This is a genomic window from Pseudomonas sp. AC252, assembly GCF_979258105.1.
This window is the reverse complement of sequence record NZ_OZ409837.1, coordinates 2,995,584-3,012,934: the sequence shown is the minus strand read 5'-3', so window position 1 is coordinate 3,012,934 and position 17,351 is coordinate 2,995,584. Positions and strand designations below refer to the sequence as shown.

The 17,351-nt window shown below is 60.0% G+C and carries 12 protein-coding genes; 11 read left to right on the top strand and 1 reads right to left on the bottom strand.

What is annotated here, in order from left to right:
* Window positions 1–62 precede the first annotated feature (62 nt).
* On the bottom strand, window positions 63–1,187 hold the full coding sequence (locus tag ACZZZ4_RS13650; RefSeq protein ID WP_463548026.1) for a polysaccharide deacetylase family protein: 1,125 nt from the start codon (window positions 1,185–1,187) through the stop codon (window positions 63–65).
* A 315-nt stretch (window positions 1,188–1,502) separates the two neighbouring features.
* Here ACZZZ4_RS13650 and yaaA point away from each other — a divergent pair, with 315 nt between their 5' ends.
* From yaaA to ACZZZ4_RS13595, 11 genes are all read left to right on the top strand, one after another.
* Window positions 1,503–2,282 (top strand): peroxide stress protein YaaA, encoded by a 780-nt coding sequence (gene yaaA / locus ACZZZ4_RS13645; protein ID WP_076565964.1) that lies wholly within the window; start codon window positions 1,503–1,505, stop codon window positions 2,280–2,282.
* A gap of 808 nt (window positions 2,283–3,090) precedes the next feature.
* Window positions 3,091–4,407, top strand: coding sequence for a nucleotide sugar dehydrogenase (locus ACZZZ4_RS13640; protein WP_039759224.1), 1,317 nt, complete (start codon window positions 3,091–3,093; stop codon window positions 4,405–4,407).
* Window positions 4,408–4,500: 93 nt separating this feature from the next.
* Window positions 4,501–5,982 (top strand): mannuronan synthase, encoded by a 1,482-nt coding sequence (gene alg8 / locus ACZZZ4_RS13635; protein ID WP_161806094.1) that lies wholly within the window; start codon window positions 4,501–4,503, stop codon window positions 5,980–5,982.
* 35 nt (window positions 5,983–6,017) lie between these two features.
* Window positions 6,018–7,187: an alginate biosynthesis protein Alg44 gene (locus tag ACZZZ4_RS13630; protein WP_024011680.1), complete on the top strand. Its 1,170-nt coding sequence runs from the start codon at window positions 6,018–6,020 to the stop codon at window positions 7,185–7,187.
* Between the two features lie 9 nt (window positions 7,188–7,196).
* Window positions 7,197–8,786, top strand: a complete 1,590-nt coding sequence (gene algK, locus ACZZZ4_RS13625) for an alginate biosynthesis TPR repeat lipoprotein AlgK (RefSeq protein ID WP_463548025.1) — start codon at window positions 7,197–7,199, stop codon at window positions 8,784–8,786.
* Entirely contained in the window at window positions 8,701–10,182 is a 1,482-nt protein-coding gene (locus ACZZZ4_RS13620) for an alginate export family protein (RefSeq protein ID WP_016771599.1), read from the top strand. The genes algK and ACZZZ4_RS13620 overlap by 86 nt, the downstream gene beginning before the upstream one ends.
* A gap of 26 nt (window positions 10,183–10,208) precedes the next feature.
* Window positions 10,209–11,780 carry a mannuronan 5-epimerase AlgG gene (gene algG / locus ACZZZ4_RS13615; RefSeq protein WP_039759695.1) on the top strand — a complete coding sequence of 524 codons (1,572 nt, stop codon included), beginning with the start codon at window positions 10,209–10,211 and terminating at the stop codon, window positions 11,778–11,780.
* A gap of 11 nt (window positions 11,781–11,791) precedes the next feature.
* On the top strand, window positions 11,792–13,258 hold the full coding sequence (locus ACZZZ4_RS13610; RefSeq protein WP_415763589.1) for an alginate O-acetyltransferase: 1,467 nt from the start codon (window positions 11,792–11,794) through the stop codon (window positions 13,256–13,258).
* An 8-nt stretch (window positions 13,259–13,266) separates the two neighbouring features.
* Window positions 13,267–14,391, top strand: coding sequence for a mannuronate-specific alginate lyase (locus ACZZZ4_RS13605; protein ID WP_024011675.1), 1,125 nt, complete (start codon window positions 13,267–13,269; stop codon window positions 14,389–14,391).
* Window positions 14,392–14,600: 209 nt separating this feature from the next.
* Window positions 14,601–16,166, top strand: a complete 1,566-nt coding sequence (locus ACZZZ4_RS13600; RefSeq protein ID WP_039759236.1) for an MBOAT family O-acyltransferase — start codon at window positions 14,601–14,603, stop codon at window positions 16,164–16,166.
* Window positions 16,167–16,176: 10 nt separating this feature from the next.
* Window positions 16,177–17,349 carry an alginate O-acetyltransferase gene (locus ACZZZ4_RS13595; RefSeq protein ID WP_463548024.1) on the top strand — a complete coding sequence of 391 codons (1,173 nt, stop codon included), beginning with the start codon at window positions 16,177–16,179 and terminating at the stop codon, window positions 17,347–17,349.
* The last annotated feature ends 2 nt before the right edge of the window (window positions 17,350–17,351 follow it).

The window sequence follows — 17,351 nt, the reverse complement described above, 5'->3', positions numbered from 1 at the left end:
CTGCATCGAATTCCTCCTGAAAATCACCCCAAGCCCAATGTTTCCGGGCTTTTTGTCGTTTCTCAACGAAACGCGTCCTGACAGTCTTCCCAGCCGATGCCGCTCTGCGCAGTCTGCGTGATCAGCCACGGCACGGACGTCTTCACCGCATCCTGTTTCATGTTGAAATTGATCACTCCGTGACGCCACAACAGCATCAGGGTCAGCACTCGCTGCGCGCTCGCCGGGCCCTTGAGCTTGCCGGCACCGTCCTGAGCATCAATGTCCCACAGCGCCACTTGCAGGCCCTGGCTATTGAAGAAACCTTGTGCGTCACTGCGGCGCTGACCATCCGGCGGACGGAATAGCGGCACATAGTTTTCCGGCAGTTTGTTTTTCACCAGGTCGGCGCTGCGCCGTACCGAATCCTGCCAGTCCTGCCAATGGCTATGGGAGCGGAACTCCCAGCCCTGCACGCCAACGCACTGCCGGGAGAAACTCGCCTGCAGGCTGCTGACCGAACGGCCGGCGAGTCGCGCCTGAATATCCTTGCCCAGCACAAAGAATGTCCCGCTCAGATTCGATTTGCGCAGGTACTCGGTCAGCCAGTCGGTGTTGTCCGGTTGCACGTTTGCGGCGCTGTCGAAGGTCAGCAAAAACAGCCGGTCATGCATCTCGTCGCCGTTGCGCTCGTAGTCGCCAAAATGATCGAATTCATTACTCGTTTGCGGTGACAGCGCGGCCTTGCGCATCAACTCGTCGAGGTACTGCACATGGAAGATCCGGCTCGGCTCGGCCCATTTGGTGTAATAACTGTCGTCGCTGACCACGAACTTGGCCGCCTGTTCGCGCAGGGTAGGCAGGTCTTCGACGAGGAAACAGAATGAGGCGTCCTGATCGCAGCTTTGCTGGGCGTAGTTGTAGTTGGCGAGCAAGCGCTGCCAGAGACGCTGACGCAGCTGATTGACCGCATCGATATTGACCGTGCGCAGACCCAGGCGCTGGGCCAGCGCCGCCTCGTCGATGGATTCGGTGCCAAGCAGGCCTCGAGCGAACATAAGGATTTCCGCCCGCGACGCGACATCGAACAGGGTCGGGCTGCTGAGCTGCTCCGGCCAGGTCGTGCGATCCAGCGTCGCCGCATCACCGGGTGCCGCGACGGCCGCGAAGCTCAGCAGCCACGCGGTGAATAAAAGAACAATGCGCAAAGGGATGTCTCCATAACAAAACCCGCGCGGCACTATAGCTGATCCTGTCCTGTTCCCCTCAGCCACGGATGATCGTTCCCACGCTCTGCGTGGTAACGCCTCCCCGGACGCTCCGCGTCCGACGACTGTGACGCAGAGCGTCACGGGCTGCATTCCCACGCGGAGCGTAGGAACGATCATGTGAATCCGCATTCGCGAGCAGGCTCGCTCCCACAAGGGGTCTGAGTTAAGCCGTCGATCACCTATGGGCTTGATAGCTGGAGTCAACAAGGACAACCCCCTAGAATCGCCCCCACGATTAAAGGAGACGACTTCATGCTGATGGTGATTTCCCCCGCCAAGACCCTCGACTACGAAACACCGCCGGCGACCCAGCGCTTTACCCAGCCGCAGTACCTCGACCATTCCCAGGAACTGATCCAGCAGTTGCGCGAGTTGAGTCCGGCGCAGATCAGCGAGTTGATGCACGTGTCCGACAAGATCGGTGGCCTCAATGCCGCGCGATTCGGCAGCTGGACGCCAGCCTTCACACCAGAGAACGCCAAGCAGGCGCTGCTCGCATTCAAAGGCGATGTGTACACCGGTCTCGACGCGCAGTCCTTCAGCGAAGCGCAATTCGATTACGCGCAAAAGCACCTGCGCATGCTCTCCGGCCTTTATGGCCTGCTGCGGCCGCTGGACCTGATGCAACCCTATCGCCTGGAGATGGGCACCAAACTGGCCAACGGCCGCGGCAAGGATCTGTATGCGTTCTGGGGCACGCGCATCAGCGAGTGGCTGAATGAAGCGCTGGCCGAGCAAGGCGATGACGTACTGCTCAACCTTGCATCCAACGAATACTTTTCTGCGGTCAAGCGCAGCGCGTTGAAGGCGCGGATCATCAATACCGAGTTCAAGGATCAGAAGAACGGCCAGTATAAGATCATCAGTTTCTACGCGAAGAAAGCGCGCGGTCTGATGAGCCGATTTGTGATCCAGGAACGCATCAACGACCCGGCTCAGCTCAAGCAATTCGATGTGCAGGGTTATCGCTACAGCGCCGAGCAATCGAAACCCGACAATCTGGTGTTTTTGCGCGATCACGCCCCGGAATAAAGCATGCCCTTTGCACGACTCTTTTAGTCGGGAGTCGTGCAGTCCGCCCGAAGTCAAAATCCCCCCGCGACATATCGCCAAATTCATGGCGCCAATAAAACAACACTCCATTCTCTAATTTTAGTTTCACTCGACGCTGAAGTTTTTTTCAGTAGTGGCACCTAAATTTTTCACCCGTAGTGGCACAAAACTATCGGCCCCGGTTTCGCCCCGATAACTAAAGGACGAAATCGTTAGTGCTATCAAATTGCACCCAGTGCCATCTCCACCAATATTTCAAAAAATTTCGGCTGGCACGATGAGTGGGCTGGAACTATGTCCAAATGCGTTGCTCATACCACCGGTAACGATTCTCGGCGAGTTTGTACGAGATAACTTACGCAGAGCAGATAGCCATGTAACCAAGTTGTCACAGCAACTTGCCTGAGTGACTAACGAGTCTCAAAACAATCGAAGGACAGGAGATACGCACCATTAATATCCCCTACAAAGGCCAAGGCCGCGCCCCTATAAACGTGCTCGCCTGAGCACCTAACTGCTTGATTTACCGGCTCCCTACCGGACGTCGAGCAGGCTACACGACTGCACTAGAGTCTTCCTGCACGGAAGATCGGCTGCATAACAGGGCAAGTCATAACAACAAGGCCTAGTTGCGCACATCTTGAGTGCACTTATTAGACACTCGGAACTTTGTATGCCTGCACACGGCATTGTGGCGCCTGTAAGCCGCACTTCCGAGTGCACTAGTGACCGCTGAACACCATTAACTCCGGCCTTCTAAGGCCTGATATATACAGAGGTAATTGCGATGCGCATCAGCATATTTGGTTTGGGTTACGTTGGCGCAGTATGTGCCGGTTGCCTGTCTGCACGTGGCCATGACGTAGTTGGCGTCGATGTTGCCAAAGACAAGATCGACATGATTAACGACGGCCGATCGCCAATCGTTGAACCGGGCCTGGGTGAACTTCTGCAACAGGGTATTCAGACCGGTCGTCTGCGCGGCACGACCAACTTCGCCGAGGCGATTCGTGATACCGACCTGTCGATGATCTGCGTCGGCACGCCAAGCAAAAAGAACGGCGATCTGGAACTGAACTACATCGAGGCGGTGTGCCGCGAGATTGGTTATGTCCTGCGCGAAAAAACCACCCGTCACACCATCGTCGTGCGCAGCACCGTGCTGCCAGGCACTGTGGCCAACGTGGTGATCCCGATTCTGGAAGACTGCTCGGGCAAAAAGGCCGGCGTCGATTTCGGCGTTGCGGTCAACCCTGAATTCCTGCGTGAATCCACCGCCATCGCTGACTATGATCACCCGCCAATGACTGTCATCGGCGAGTTCGACACCGCGTCGGGCGACGTTCTGCAATCGCTGTACGAAGAACTCGACGCACCGATCATCCGCAAGGACATCGCCGTTGCCGAGATGATCAAGTACACCTGCAACGTCTGGCACGCGACCAAAGTGACCTTCGCCAACGAGATCGGCAACATCGCCAAAGCCGTGGGCGTCGATGGCCGTGAAGTGATGGACGTGGTTTGCCAGGACAAGACCCTGAACCTGTCCCAGTACTACATGCGCCCGGGCTTCGCCTTCGGCGGCTCATGCCTGCCGAAAGACGTGCGCGCGCTGACCTACCGCGCTGGTTCCCTGGACGTCGAAGCGCCGCTGCTCAACTCGCTGATGCGCAGTAACGAATCGCAAGTGCAGAACGCCTTCGATATCGTCGAAAGCCATGAAAAACGCAAAGTCGCCCTGCTCGGTCTGAGCTTCAAGGCCGGCACCGACGACCTGCGCGAAAGCCCGCTGGTCGAACTGGCGGAAATGCTGATCGGCAAGGGTTACGACCTGAGCATCTACGACAGCAACGTCGAATACGCCCGCGTCCACGGTGCGAACAAGGACTACATCGAATCGAAGATTCCGCACGTGTCGTCCCTGCTCAACTCCGACTTCGACTCGGTGATCGACAACTCCGACGTGATCATCCTCGGCAACCGCGACGAGAAGTTCCGTTCGCTGGCCCAGGAAGCGCCGCAGGGCAAGCAAGTCATCGACCTGGTGGGCTTCATGTCCAAGTCCACCAGCGCCGGTAGCCGCACCGAAGGTATTTGCTGGTAAGGCAAGCCTCAAGCTTCAAGCCGCAAGCCGCAAGCCGCAAGCAAAAGCAACACGCTTGCGGCTTGAAGCCTCCATCACCTTCGGATGACGGTTATGACCAAGCTCAAACATTTTTTTCTGCAATCAGCCGGCTGGCTTTTTTATCTCAGTCTGCTGATGGGCCTGGCCTTGATGCTGCCCACGTCCACATTCGACTCCGAGTCGAAGGACTTCATTTTCCTGATTGGCGCCGTGGGTATCTGGCGCTACTCGATGGGTGCAACGCACTTTGTGCGCGGCATGATTTTTCTCTACATCGTTTACCCGCACCTGCGTCGCAAAGTACGCAAGTTGGGTAAAGCGGCCGACCCGTCGCATGTGTTTCTGATGGTCACGAGCTTTCGTATTGACGCGCTGACCACCGCGCAGGTCTACAGCTCGGTGATCCGTGAAGCCATCGATTGCGAACTGCCGACCACCATTGTCTGCTCGATCGTGGAAATGTCCGACGAGTTGCTGGTCAAGGCGCTGTGGGCGCGGATGAATCCGCCGGAGCGGGTCAAGCTCGACTTCGTGCGCATTCCCGGTACCGGCAAGCGCGATGGCCTGGCCTTCGGTTTCCGCGCGATCTCCCGTCACCTGCCGGACGACCGTGCCGTGGTGGCCGTGATCGACGGCGACACCGTGCTCGGCGAAGGCGTCGTGCGCAAGACCGTGCCGTGGTTCCAGCTGTTCGGCAATGTCGGCGGCCTGACCACCAACGAGTTCTGCGAAGTGCGCGGCGGCTACATCATGAGCGAATGGCACAAGCTGCGTTTCGCCCAGCGCCACATCAACATGTGCTCGATGGCCCTGTCCAAGCGCGTGCTGACCATGACCGGGCGGATGTCGGTGTTCAAAGCTTCCGTAGTCACCAATCCGGAATTCATCGCCGACGTTGAAAGCGACTCGCTGCAACACTGGCGTCTGGGCCGCTTCAAATTCCTGACCGGCGACGACAAGTCGAGCTGGTTCAGCCTGATGCGCCTGGGTTACGACACTTTCTACGTGCCGGACGCCGCGATCAATACCGTTGAGCACCCGCCGGAAAAGAGCTTCATCAAGGCCAGCCGCAAGCTGATGTTCCGCTGGTACGGCAACAACCTGCGCCAGAACTCCCGCGCACTGGGTCTGGGTATCCGCCGCCTCGGCGTGTTCACTTCGGTGGTGCTGTTCGACCAGCGCGTGTCGATGTGGACTTCGCTGCTCGGCCTGACCGTCGCACTGATCGCCAGCTTCAAGTACGGCACCGCGTTCATCCTCGTGTACCTGCTATGGATCGGTATCACCCGCCTGATCCTGACGCTGTTGCTGTCGTGTTCCGGTCACCGCATCGGCCCTGCTTACCCGGCGATTCTGTATTACAACCAGATCGTTGGCGCCCTGGTGAAGATCTACGTGTTCTTCCGCCTCGACCAACAATCCTGGACTCGCCAGCCCACATCCCTGACCCGTGATCTCGCCAGCTTTCAACGTTGGTTCAACACCTGGTCGTCTCGGACCATGACCTTCTCCGCCGGCAGCATTTTTGTCGCCGTGCTGCTGATGATGGTCTGACCCGCTCCTATTGAATTAACAAGGAAATCGCCCCTATGAATACCGCCGTCAACGTCAACGTAGTGCATGAATCCGAAGCCCAGCGCCAGCACGCTCGCGTGAAAATCCCGGCCAAGCTGCGTTTCTTCGGCCCTGACCGGACGCCGCTCGAAGCGCGCGTCCTCGATCTGTCGGCTGGCGGTCTGGCGTTCAACGCCGGGCAGATGCCGCTGACCATCGGCGAGGTGTACAAGGCGCGTCTGCAATTTGTCATCGACAACCTCGGCCTGGCCATGGACGTTGAACTGCAGGTGCGTTCCTTCGATCGCGCCACCGGCCGCGCCGGCTGCCAGTTCCAGAACCTTGAGCCGCAGGACATTTCCACCCTGCGCCACCTGATCACTTCGCACCTGGCCGGCGACATCGTCAGCATCGGCGAAGTACTGGCGACCCTGCAGCGCGACAACTTCACCAAGGCGCGCAAGAACAAGACCAACGACACCGGCATGACCCCGTTCGGCCGTCTGAAAGCCGTGACCTTCAGCGCCGGTATTTTCGCCGTTGGCCTGGTCGCTGCCGGTTTCATCTTCAAGTCGGTGTACGGCATGTACTTCGTCAGCCACGCCCAGGCCGGTCTGGTCAGCGTGCCGGGGATGAACATCACCATGCCGCGTGACGGGACCGTGCAGAGCTTGGTCAAGTCCGACGGCGTTGCCGCCAAAGGCGCCCCACTGGCGACCTTCAGCACCAGTATGCTCGACGTACTCAAGGGCCATCTGGCCGAAGACCAACTGGCCCCGGCCAAGGTTGAAGAACTGTTCGGCAAGCAAATGACCGGCACCCTGACCTCGCCGTGCGATTGCACCGTGGCCCAGCAACTGGTGGCTGACGGTCAGTACGCGAGCAAGGGCGACGTGATCTTCCAACTGGTGCCGCGCAACACCCAGGCCAACGTTGAAGCACGCTTCTCCTATCGCCAGTTCGGCGACGTGCGTCCGGGCACTCCGGTGAGCTTCCAGATCGCCGGCGAAGACAAGACCCGCACCGGCAAGATCGTCAGCAGCACCAGCCTGAAGAGCGCCGACCTGTCCTCCGACATTCGCGTACAGATCCAGCCAGACGAGCCGCTCGACAGCAGCCTGGCCGGCCGCCCGGTGGAAGTGAACAGCGACCGTGGCCCGAACCTGAACTGGCTGATCGACAAAGCCATGGCTGCCGGTCTTTAAGTCGAGGACATGCCTGTGACTATTACCAGTCTCTTCAGAACGCCGCGATCCCTGTGGGAGCTGGCTTGCCAGCGATTGGATCAGTGCGGTCTTGCTGAAACACCGAGTCGCCTGAATCGCTGGCAAGCCAGCTCCCACAAGGGCCCCATGTGTGCCTTGGCGCTGGCAGTCTCTCTGGCCGGTTGCGCCGGGCTGCCCGACCAGCGTCTGGCCAACGAAGCGCTCAAGCGTGGCGACACCGCCACCGCTGCGCAGAATTACCAGCAACTGGCCGATCTGGGTTACAGCGAGGCGCAAGTCGGCCTGGCCGATATCCAGGTCGACAGCCGCGACCCGGCGCAGATGAAACAGGCCGAAGCGACTTACCGCGCAGCGGCCAGTGTGTCGCCGCGTGCCCAGGCACGTCTCGGTCGCCTGCTGGTGGCCAAGCCCGGGTCCACCGAAGCCGAGCATCACGAAGCCGAAACCCTGCTGAAAAAAGCCGCTGCCAATGGCGAAGGCAATACGTTGATCCCGCTGGCGATGCTGTATCTGCAATACCCGCACAGCTTCCCCAATATCAACGCCCAGCAGCAGATCGATCAGTGGCGCAAATCCGGTTACCCGGAAGCGGGTCTGGCGCAGGTGCTGCTGTATCGCACCCAGGGCACCTACGACCAGCACCTGGATGACGTGGAAAAGATCTGCAAGGCCGCGCTCAACACCACCGACATCTGCTACGTCGAACTGGCCACCGTCTACCAGAAACGTGGCCAGCCGGAGCAACAGGCCGAGCTGATCAAGCAGATGCAGGCCGGTTACAGCCGTGGCACCGTCACTGCGCAGCGTGTCGACTCCGTGGCCCGCGTGCTGGCCGACTCGACCCTGGGCAAGACCGACGAAAAAACCGCGCAGTCGTTGCTCGAGCCGATCGCTCCGGGCTACCCGGCGTCGTGGGTCACCCTCGCGCAATTGCTTTACGACTTCCCCGAACTGGGCGACGTCGACCAGATGATGAAGTACCTGGACAACGGCCGCGCCGCCGACCAGCCGCGCGCCGAACTGTTGCTGGGCAAGGTCTACTACGAAGGCAAACTGGTTCCGGCTGACGCGAAAGTCGCCGAGGAACACTTCCAGAAAGCCGTTGGCCGCGAAGTCGCCGCCGATTACTACCTCGGCCAGATCTACCGCCGTGGCTACCTGGGCAAGGTCTATCCACAGAAGGCTCTCGACCACCTGCTGACCGCTGCGCGCAATGGCCAGAACAGTGCCGACTTCGCCATCGCCCAGCTGTTCTCGCAAGGCAAGGGCACCAAGCCCGACCCGCTGAACGCCTACGTGTTCAGCCAATTGGCCAAGGCCCAGAACACCCCGCAAGCCGATGAACTGGCAGCGACCCTCGAGGCGCAACTGCCGCCCGAGCGCCTGCCCGAAGCCCGCCGCCTGTTGCAACAGGAACAGGCCAGCCGTGGCGCCCTGAACTCGAACACGCTGCAACTGCACGCCCTGCAAGAAGAAGACGGCGAGGAAAACTATGAAGCTGAACCCATTCGTGAAGGCCGGTATTGGCCTCACCTTCGCGCTGCTCTGGTCTTGCCCGACACTGGCTGCGATGACTGAAAGCAAGAACTTCGGTCTGGAAGTGAAACTTACCGGCCAGTCCGAAGACGACCGCGACCTCGGCACTGCCGGCGGCGGCGACGTCAACGGCGTGGGCCTCGACCTGCGTCCGTGGATCTACGGCGAAAGCGGCGCGTGGAGCGCTTATGCGATGGGTCAGGCGGTGACCTCGACCGACATCATCGAGACCGACACCCTGCAGCAATCGGACGGCGAACAGACCACCGACAGCGGCGATCGTGAAACCAAGAAAAACTATCTGGCGATGCGCGAATTCTGGGTCGGCTACAGCGGCTTCACGCCCTACCCCGGCGAGATCCTCAAGTTCGGTCGCCAGCGTCTGCGCAATGACGACGGCCAATGGCGCGACACCAACATCGAAGCGCTGAACTGGACCTTCGACACCACCCTGCTGCGCGCCAACGCCGGTGTCGCCGAGCGTTTCAGCGAATACCGCACCGACTTGAAAGAGCTGGCACCGAAAGACAAGGATCGCCTGCACGCCTACGCCGACGCCGCTTACCAGTGGACGCCGGGCCAGTGGGTCGGCATTCGCGGTCACCACACCCACGATGACGGCAAACTCGATTACGCCGAGCCAGGCGTCCCGCGCGATTCGCTGGACAAGACCGAGAACGGCGACATCAGTTGGATCGGCCTGACCGCCGACAGCGACGCCTACAACTGGCGCAACACCAACACCGTCAACTACTGGGGCAGCATCACCGGCATGAGCGGCGACCGTGACACGGTCAACGCGCTGAACGCCGACGGCACGCGCCCGACACAAGCCAAGCGCAGCGATGACATCAGCGGCTGGGCAGCCGATGTCGGCGTGCGTCTGCGCCTCGATCCGCAGTGGCAAGTCGGCGGTGCCTACGCCCGCGCCAGTGCCGATTACGAACAGAACGGTCTGGAGAGCAACCGCTCCAACTACACCGGTACCCGCTCGCGCGTGCACCGTTTCGGCGAAGCGTTCCGTGGCGAAATGAACAACATGCAGACCGCCACCCTGTTCGGTTCCTGGATGGTCAACGACGAGTACGACGCCAGCCTGATCTACCACAAGTTCTGGCGTGTCGACGGCAACAAGCCGGTCGGCAGCAACGGCATCAATGCGGTGGAAAACAACACCGACGACGTCACTGGCGCGATCCTCTCCAGCACCTCGCTGCCGCTTGAAGATGGCAACAAGGACCTGGGTCAGGAAATGGACCTGGTCGTCACCAAGTACTTCAAGCAAGGCCTGTTGCCGGCGGCGTTGAGCCAGTCGATCGACGAGCCTTCGGCACTGGTGCGTTTCCGTGGCGGTGTGTTCAAGCCGGGCGATGCCTATGGCAGCCAGGTTGATTCCTACATGCACCGCGCATTCATTGACGTGATCTGGCGCTTCTGATGCAAACCGCCAAGGGAGTGCCCGACATGATCAGCACCAGAACAGGCTCACTCAGCCTGCTGGCCGGCGCGATGCTGCTGGCCAGCGCCGGCGCCTTCGCCAATGTTGAACCGGCGAAACCTGCGACCGTGGCCAAAGAACTGCAACAGGCCAAGACCTACACCGTCAGCAGCGCGCCGACCGACGCACTGAAACTGGCCAAGCCGACACTGCCCGACCTGTCCGGCTTCACCGCCGAAGCCGCTGCGGCGAAGATCGTGCGCAGCAAACCGGGCAAGATCAGCGTGCGCCGGATGATGCAGGAAAATGCCCTGAAGGACTTCATCGGCGGCGATAACAAGATGGCCGAATGGGTGGTGCGTCAGCACGGCATCCCGCAGGCGATCTTCATCGACGACGGCTACATGAACCTCAAGGATCTGGCGAAAAAACTGCCCAAGCAGTATTTCAGCGAGACCGCTCCGGGCGTGTACCTGGCCAAATTGCCGATCGTGGTCGGCCAGAAAGGCATCCTTGAGATCGACGGCCAGACCCAGGAACTGCGCCTGTCCCAAGAGGCCGGTTCGTTCCTGGTCAACGACGGTCAGTTGTTCGTGCGTGACACCAAAGTCACCGGTTGGCGCGAGAAGGACAACGGCCCGGCGACCTTCCGCTCGCCGAAGGAATTCCGTCCGTTCCTGCTCGCCTGGGGCGGCACCGAGACCTACATCGTCAACAGCAAGATGGCCAGTTTCGGCTACGCCAACAGTAAGTCGTACGGGGTGAGTATTTCCCAGTACACGCCGAACATGGCCAAAGTCCTCAAGCGCCCGGAACCGACCGGCTGGATCGTCGGCTCCGAGTTCTCGGACATGTGGTACGGCTTCTACTGCTACGAAACCCGCGACTTTGTGGTCAAGGGCAACACCTACAAAGACAACATCGTCTACGGCATCGACCCGCATGACCGCTCGCACCGTCTGATCATTGCCGAGAACACCGTTCACGGCACGAAGAAGAAGCACGGGATCATCATTTCCCGTGAGGTCAACGACAGCTTCATCTTCAACAACAAGAGTTTCGACAACAAGTTGTCGGGCCTGGTGATCGACCGTAACAGCGTCAACAACATCATTGCCTACAACGAGATCTACAAGAACCACACCGACGGCATCACGCTCTACGAGTCCGCCGACAACCTGCTGTGGGGCAACAAGGTCATCAGCAATACCCGTCACGGGATCCGGATTCGTAACAGCGTGAACATCCGCCTCTACGAAAACGTTGCCATGACCAACGGCCTGACCGGTATCTACGGGCACATCAAGGACCTGACCGACACCGACCGTGACATCAAGCTCGACCCGTTCGACGCGCAGGTCTCGCTGATCGTCGTCGGCGGCGAGCTGGCAGCCAACGGCAGCGGCCCGCTGTCGATCGACTCGCCGCTGAGTGTCGAGCTGTATCGCGTGTCGATGCTGGCGCCGACCAAGTCCAGCGGGATCAGCTTCAACGGCATCCTCGGCGAGCGCCAGGATGAAATTCTCGATCTGTTGGTGCGCCAGCAGAAAGCCGTGCTGATCGACCCTGTCGAACGCCAGACCGAATTGCAGGACTGAGGATAATTTTTATGCACCCACACATGATCAAACTGCTCAGCCTCTCGGCCCTGACCCTCGGCATTCTCGCTGCCGGCAACGCCCGCGCCGACGCTGACGGCGCAAGCGTCACGCCACCGAAGTTCACCGCCGAGCCGTGCTGCAACCTGTGCCCGGCGGCCCATGACGCGAAGAACTACACCACGCGTTATCAGCAGAACTTCACCACGCTGGTGCAGGCCCAGGGCGACTGGTTGTTCCGTACCCAGGAAGACCTGCGCACCGAGTTCAACACCACACCAGCCGGCTACAAGCGCTTGCAACAGTTGCACGATGCGTTCAAGAGCAAAGGCGTTGAGCTGGTGATCGTCTACCAGCCGACCCGTGGCCTGGTGAACCGCAACAAGCTCAACCCGCAGGAAAAAGCCGCGTTCGATTACGAGAAAGCCCTGGGCAACTACAAGACCATGCTCGGCCGTTTCGCCAAGATGGGTTACGTGGTGCCGGACCTGTCACCACTGACCAACGAATCGCTGCCGGACACCCTGCCCGCCCACGACTTCTACTTCCGTGGCGACCAGCACTGGACGCCTTACGGTGCCCAGCGCACGGCGAAAATCGTCGCCGAAAAGGTCAAGCAGATCCCGGCCTTCGCCGACATTCCCAAGCGTGAATTCGAGACCAAGAAGTCCGGGCGCATGGGCAAGACCGGCACCCTGCACAACATGGCCGGGCAGCTGTGCGGCACCAGCTACGCGATCCAGTACATGGACCAGTTCACCACCGAGCCGAAAGGCGAGGCCGGCGACGGCGACCTGTTCGGCGATTCCGGCAATCCGCAGATCACCCTGGTCGGTACGTCGCACAGCGGCAAGAACTACAACTTCGCCGGTTTCCTCGAAGAAGCCATCGGCGCCGACATTCTCAACGTGGCCTTCCCCGGCGGCGGTTTCGAAGGTTCGATGCTGCAGTACCTGGGCAGCGAAGAATTCCAGAAGACCCCGCCGAAGATTCTCATCTGGGAATTCTCGCCGCTGTATCGCCTCGACCAGGAAACCATCTATCGCCAGATGATGGCCCTGCTCGACAACGGTTGCGAAGGCAAAGACGCGCAGATGTCCGCCAGTGCCACGCTGAAGCCAGGCAGCAAGCAAGAACTGCTGGTCAACAGCAAGAACCTGAACCTGCAAAACGCCAACCATCAGGTCGACATCCGCTTCGCCGACACCTCGGTGAAAACCCTGCAAGCCACCCTCTGGTACATGAACGGTCGCCACGAGGACATCAAGATCGAGAAACCGGAAACCTCCGACACCGACGGTCGTTTCGCCTTTGAGCTGCGCACGGACGAAGACTGGGCCTCGCAAAACCTGCTGGCCGTTGAAGTCCAGGGTCCTGAAGCCGGACCTGGCGCCGCGCCACAAAAAGTCGAAGCGAAAATCTGCAAACGCAACGTATTCCCGGGCGTCGGTCAACAGACCGCGCAGCTCGGGCAATGAGGTCTGCTATGCGAAATCCGAAACTGAAAAACCTGTTGGCACCGACCCTCCTGAGCCTGGCGATGTTCGCCGGGGCAACTCAGGCCGCCGCGCCATTGCGTCCGCCGCAGGGCTACTTCGCCCCGGTGGATAAATTCAAGACCGGCGACAAGAGCGACGGCTGCGACGCGATGCCAGCGCCGTACACCGGTCCGCTGCAATTTCGCAGCAAATACGAAGGTTCGGACAAGGCCCGCGCGACGCTGAACGTGCAGTCGGAAAAAGCCTTTCGCGACACCACCAAAGACATCACTACGCTGGAGCGCGGCACCGCCAAGCGCGTCATGCAGTTCATGCGCGACGGTCGCCCGGAGCAGCTCGAATGCACGCTCAACTGGCTGACCGCGTGGGCCAAGGCTGACGCGTTGATGTCCAAAGACTTCAACCACACCGGCAAGTCGATGCGCAAATGGGCACTGGGCAGCATGGCGTCTTCGTACATTCGCCTGAAGTTCTCCGACTCGCATCCACTGGCCCAGCACCAGCAGGAAGCGCAGTTGATCGAAGCCTGGTTCAGCAAAATGGCCGATCAGGTGGTCAGCGACTGGGACAACCTGCCGCTGGAAAAAACCAACAACCACTCGTACTGGGCCGCCTGGTCGGTGATGGCCACCGCCGTCGCCACCAACCGCCGCGACCTGTTTGATTGGGCGGTGAAGGAATACAAGGTTGGCGTCAACCAGGTCGACGCCGACGGCTTCCTGCCTAACGAACTCAAGCGCCAGCAACGCGCCCTCGCCTATCACAACTACGCCCTGCCGCCGCTGGCGATGATCGCCAGTTTCGCCCAGGTCAACGGTGTCGATCTGCGTCAGGAAAACAACGGCGCGCTCAAGCGTCTCGGTGATCGCGTGTTGGCCGGTGTGAAGGACCCTGATGAGTTCGAAGAAAAGAACGGCAAAAAGCAGGACATGACCGACCTGAAAGAGGACATGAAATTCGCCTGGCTCGAACCGTTCTGCACGCTCTACACCTGCGCGCCGGATGTGATCGAGAAGAAGCGCGACATGCAACCGTTCAAGACTTTCCGTCTTGGCGGCGACCTGACCAAGGTCTACGACCCGTCGCATGAAAAGGGCAACAAGGGTTCCTGAAAACACTGATGGCTGATCGTTCCCACGCTCCGCGTGGGAATGCAGCCCGGACGCTCCGCGTCCCATGCCGAAGCGGACGCAGAGCGTCCATTGAGGCATTCCCACGCAGAGCGTGGGAACGATCGCAGGACTGTTTCACCCCTCCACTACCACGGGGGGTTTGGGGGGCTTTGGCCCTTGACTGTTGGTTCAAACATGGAGAGATCGGGATGGTATTTTCATCCAACGTGTTCCTGTTTCTGTTCTTGCCGATCTTTCTCGGCTTGTACTACCTGAGCGGGCAACGCTATCGCAACCTGCTGCTGCTGATCGCCAGCTACGTGTTCTACGCCTGGTGGCGAGTGGACTTCCTCGCACTGTTCGCCGGCGTCACGCTGTGGAACTACTGGATCGGCCTGAAAGTCGGTGCCGCCGGTGTACGAACCAAACCGGCGCAGCGCTGGCTGTTGCTCGGCGTGGCGGTGGACCTGTGCATCCTCGGCTACTTCAAATACGCCAACTTCGGCGTCGACAGCATCAACGCGATCATGACTTCGTTCGGTCTTGAACCGTTCATCCTGACCCACGTGCTGCTGCCGATCGGTATTTCGTTCTACATCTTCGAATCGATCAGCTACATCATCGACGTGTACCGTGGCGACACTCCGGCGACGCGCAACCTGATCGACTTCGCAGCATTCGTGGCGATCTTCCCGCACCTGATTGCCGGCCCGGTTCTGCGTTTCCGTGACCTCGCTGATCAGTTCAACAACCGGACGCACACCCTCGACAAGTTCTCCGAGGGCTGCACGCGGTTCATGCAGGGTTTCATCAAGAAGGTCTTCATCGCCGACACCCTCGCCGTGGTCGCCGACCATTGCTTCGCCCTGCAGAACCCGACCACGGGCGATGCCTGGCTCGGTGCGCTGGCGTACACCGCGCAGCTGTACTTCGACTTCTCCGGTTACAGCGACATGGCCATCGGTCTGGGCTTGATGATGGGTTTCCGCTTCATGGAAAACTTCAAGCAGCCGTACATCAGCCAGTCGATCACCGAGTTCTGGCGCCGCTGGCACATCAGCCTGTCGACCTGGCTGCGTGACTATCTCTACATCACCCTCGGCGGTAATCGTAAAGGCACGCTGATGACCTATCGCAACCTGTTCCTGACCATGCTGCTCGGCGGTCTGTGGCACGGCGCGAACATCACTTACATCATCTGGGGCGCCTGGCACGGCATGTGGCTGGCGATCGAAAAAATGCTCGGCCTGAACACCTCGCCGCGCAGCCTCAACCCGATCCGCTGGGCACTGACCTTCCTGCTGGTGGTGATGGGCTGGGTGATCTTCCGTGCCGAGAACCTGCACGTTGCCGGTCGCATGTACGGTGCAATGTTCAGCTTCGGCGACTGGTCGCTGTCGGAACTCAATCAGGCCAGCCTGACCGGTCTGCAAGTGGCGACCCTGGTGGTGGCTTACGTGACCCTGGCGTTCTTCGGCCTGCGTGATCTGTACACCAATCAGCCGCCCGCCAAGACCAAACCGGAAGTCAACGTCAAGGCCGATGGCCCTGCCACTGCGACCCCGGGAATGATCAAGGCAGCGCCTGGTGAAAATCCAGCGAGCATCCATGAACCTGGCTACACCGTCGGCGTCGAAGCCCAGGTGCAACCGGCCTACTGGACCGCTGACTGGTCGCGCTACGTGATGCGCGGGCTGATCCTGCTGCTGTTCATCGCCTCGATTCTCAAACTCTCGGCGCAAAGCTTCTCGCCGTTCCTTTACTTCCAGTTCTGAGGGATCTGACATGACCCGCTCATTACGCATCTTCTACATCGCCCTGTTCCTGGTGACGCTGTTGGTCCTGGGCCTGTGGTCGATTCGCAGCTTCTTCGGCTTCAGCACCAACGCCGACGCGACGGTGCTCAATGGCCGCTGGACCAAAGCGGTGGAAACCCACTACGACGATGAATTCCCGATCAAGCGTCTGGGCACCAACCTCTGGGCCGCGCTGGATTTCAAACTGTTCAACGAAGGTCGTCCGGGCGTCGTGCTCGGCCGCGACCAGTGGTTGTACAGCGATGAGGAATTCAACCCGATCGTCAACGAACAACAGAACCTGCAAGGCAACTACGCGCTGGTCGAAGGCGTGCGCCAGACCCTGAAAGAGAAAGGCGTGAAACTGGTGATGGCGATCGTGCCGGCCAAGGTGCGTCTGTATCCGGAGCATCTGGATGAAGTGAAGCCTTCGAGCATTCACCAGAACCTGTATCAGGATTTCCACGCCCGTGTTGCGGCCGAAAAGATCCTCGCCCCTGACCTGCTCGGCCCGCTGCAACAGGCCAAGCAGAACGGTCAGCAAGTGTTCCTGCGCACCGACACCCACTGGACGCCGGAAGGCGCCGAGATCGCCGCCAACACGCTGGCGAAAACCATTGCCGAGAAATTCCCGCTGAGCGGCGAGCCACAGCGCTTCGTTACCACGCCAGCAGAGAAGGTTACGCACAAGGGCGATCTGCGTCTGTTCCTGCCGCTCGATCCGCTGTTCGAAAACATGATGCCGGCGCCTGAGCCACTGCTCAAACGCAACACCGTTGCCGCCGAGCAACCTGCCGGTGACGACGCGCTGTTCGCCAACAGCGAAGTACCGGTCGCGCTGATCGGCACCAGCTACAGCGCCAACCCCAACTGGAACTTCGTCGGTGCGCTCAAACAAGCGCTGCACAGCGACGTCGTCAACTACGCCGAAGACGGCCACGGCCCGATTCTGCCAATGCTCAGCTACCTGAAAAGCGATGACTTCAAGAACAGCCCGCCACAAGTGCTGATCTGGGAGTTTCCTGAACGATATCTGCCTGTGAACAACGAAATCGGCGACGCCGACCCGCAGTGGGTCGCAGAGCTCAAACAAGCCGGCGCCCGCCAACAAAACGTAGCCATCAACACTAAATCCGAGACGCCCGATCGGGCGCAAAACTGAAA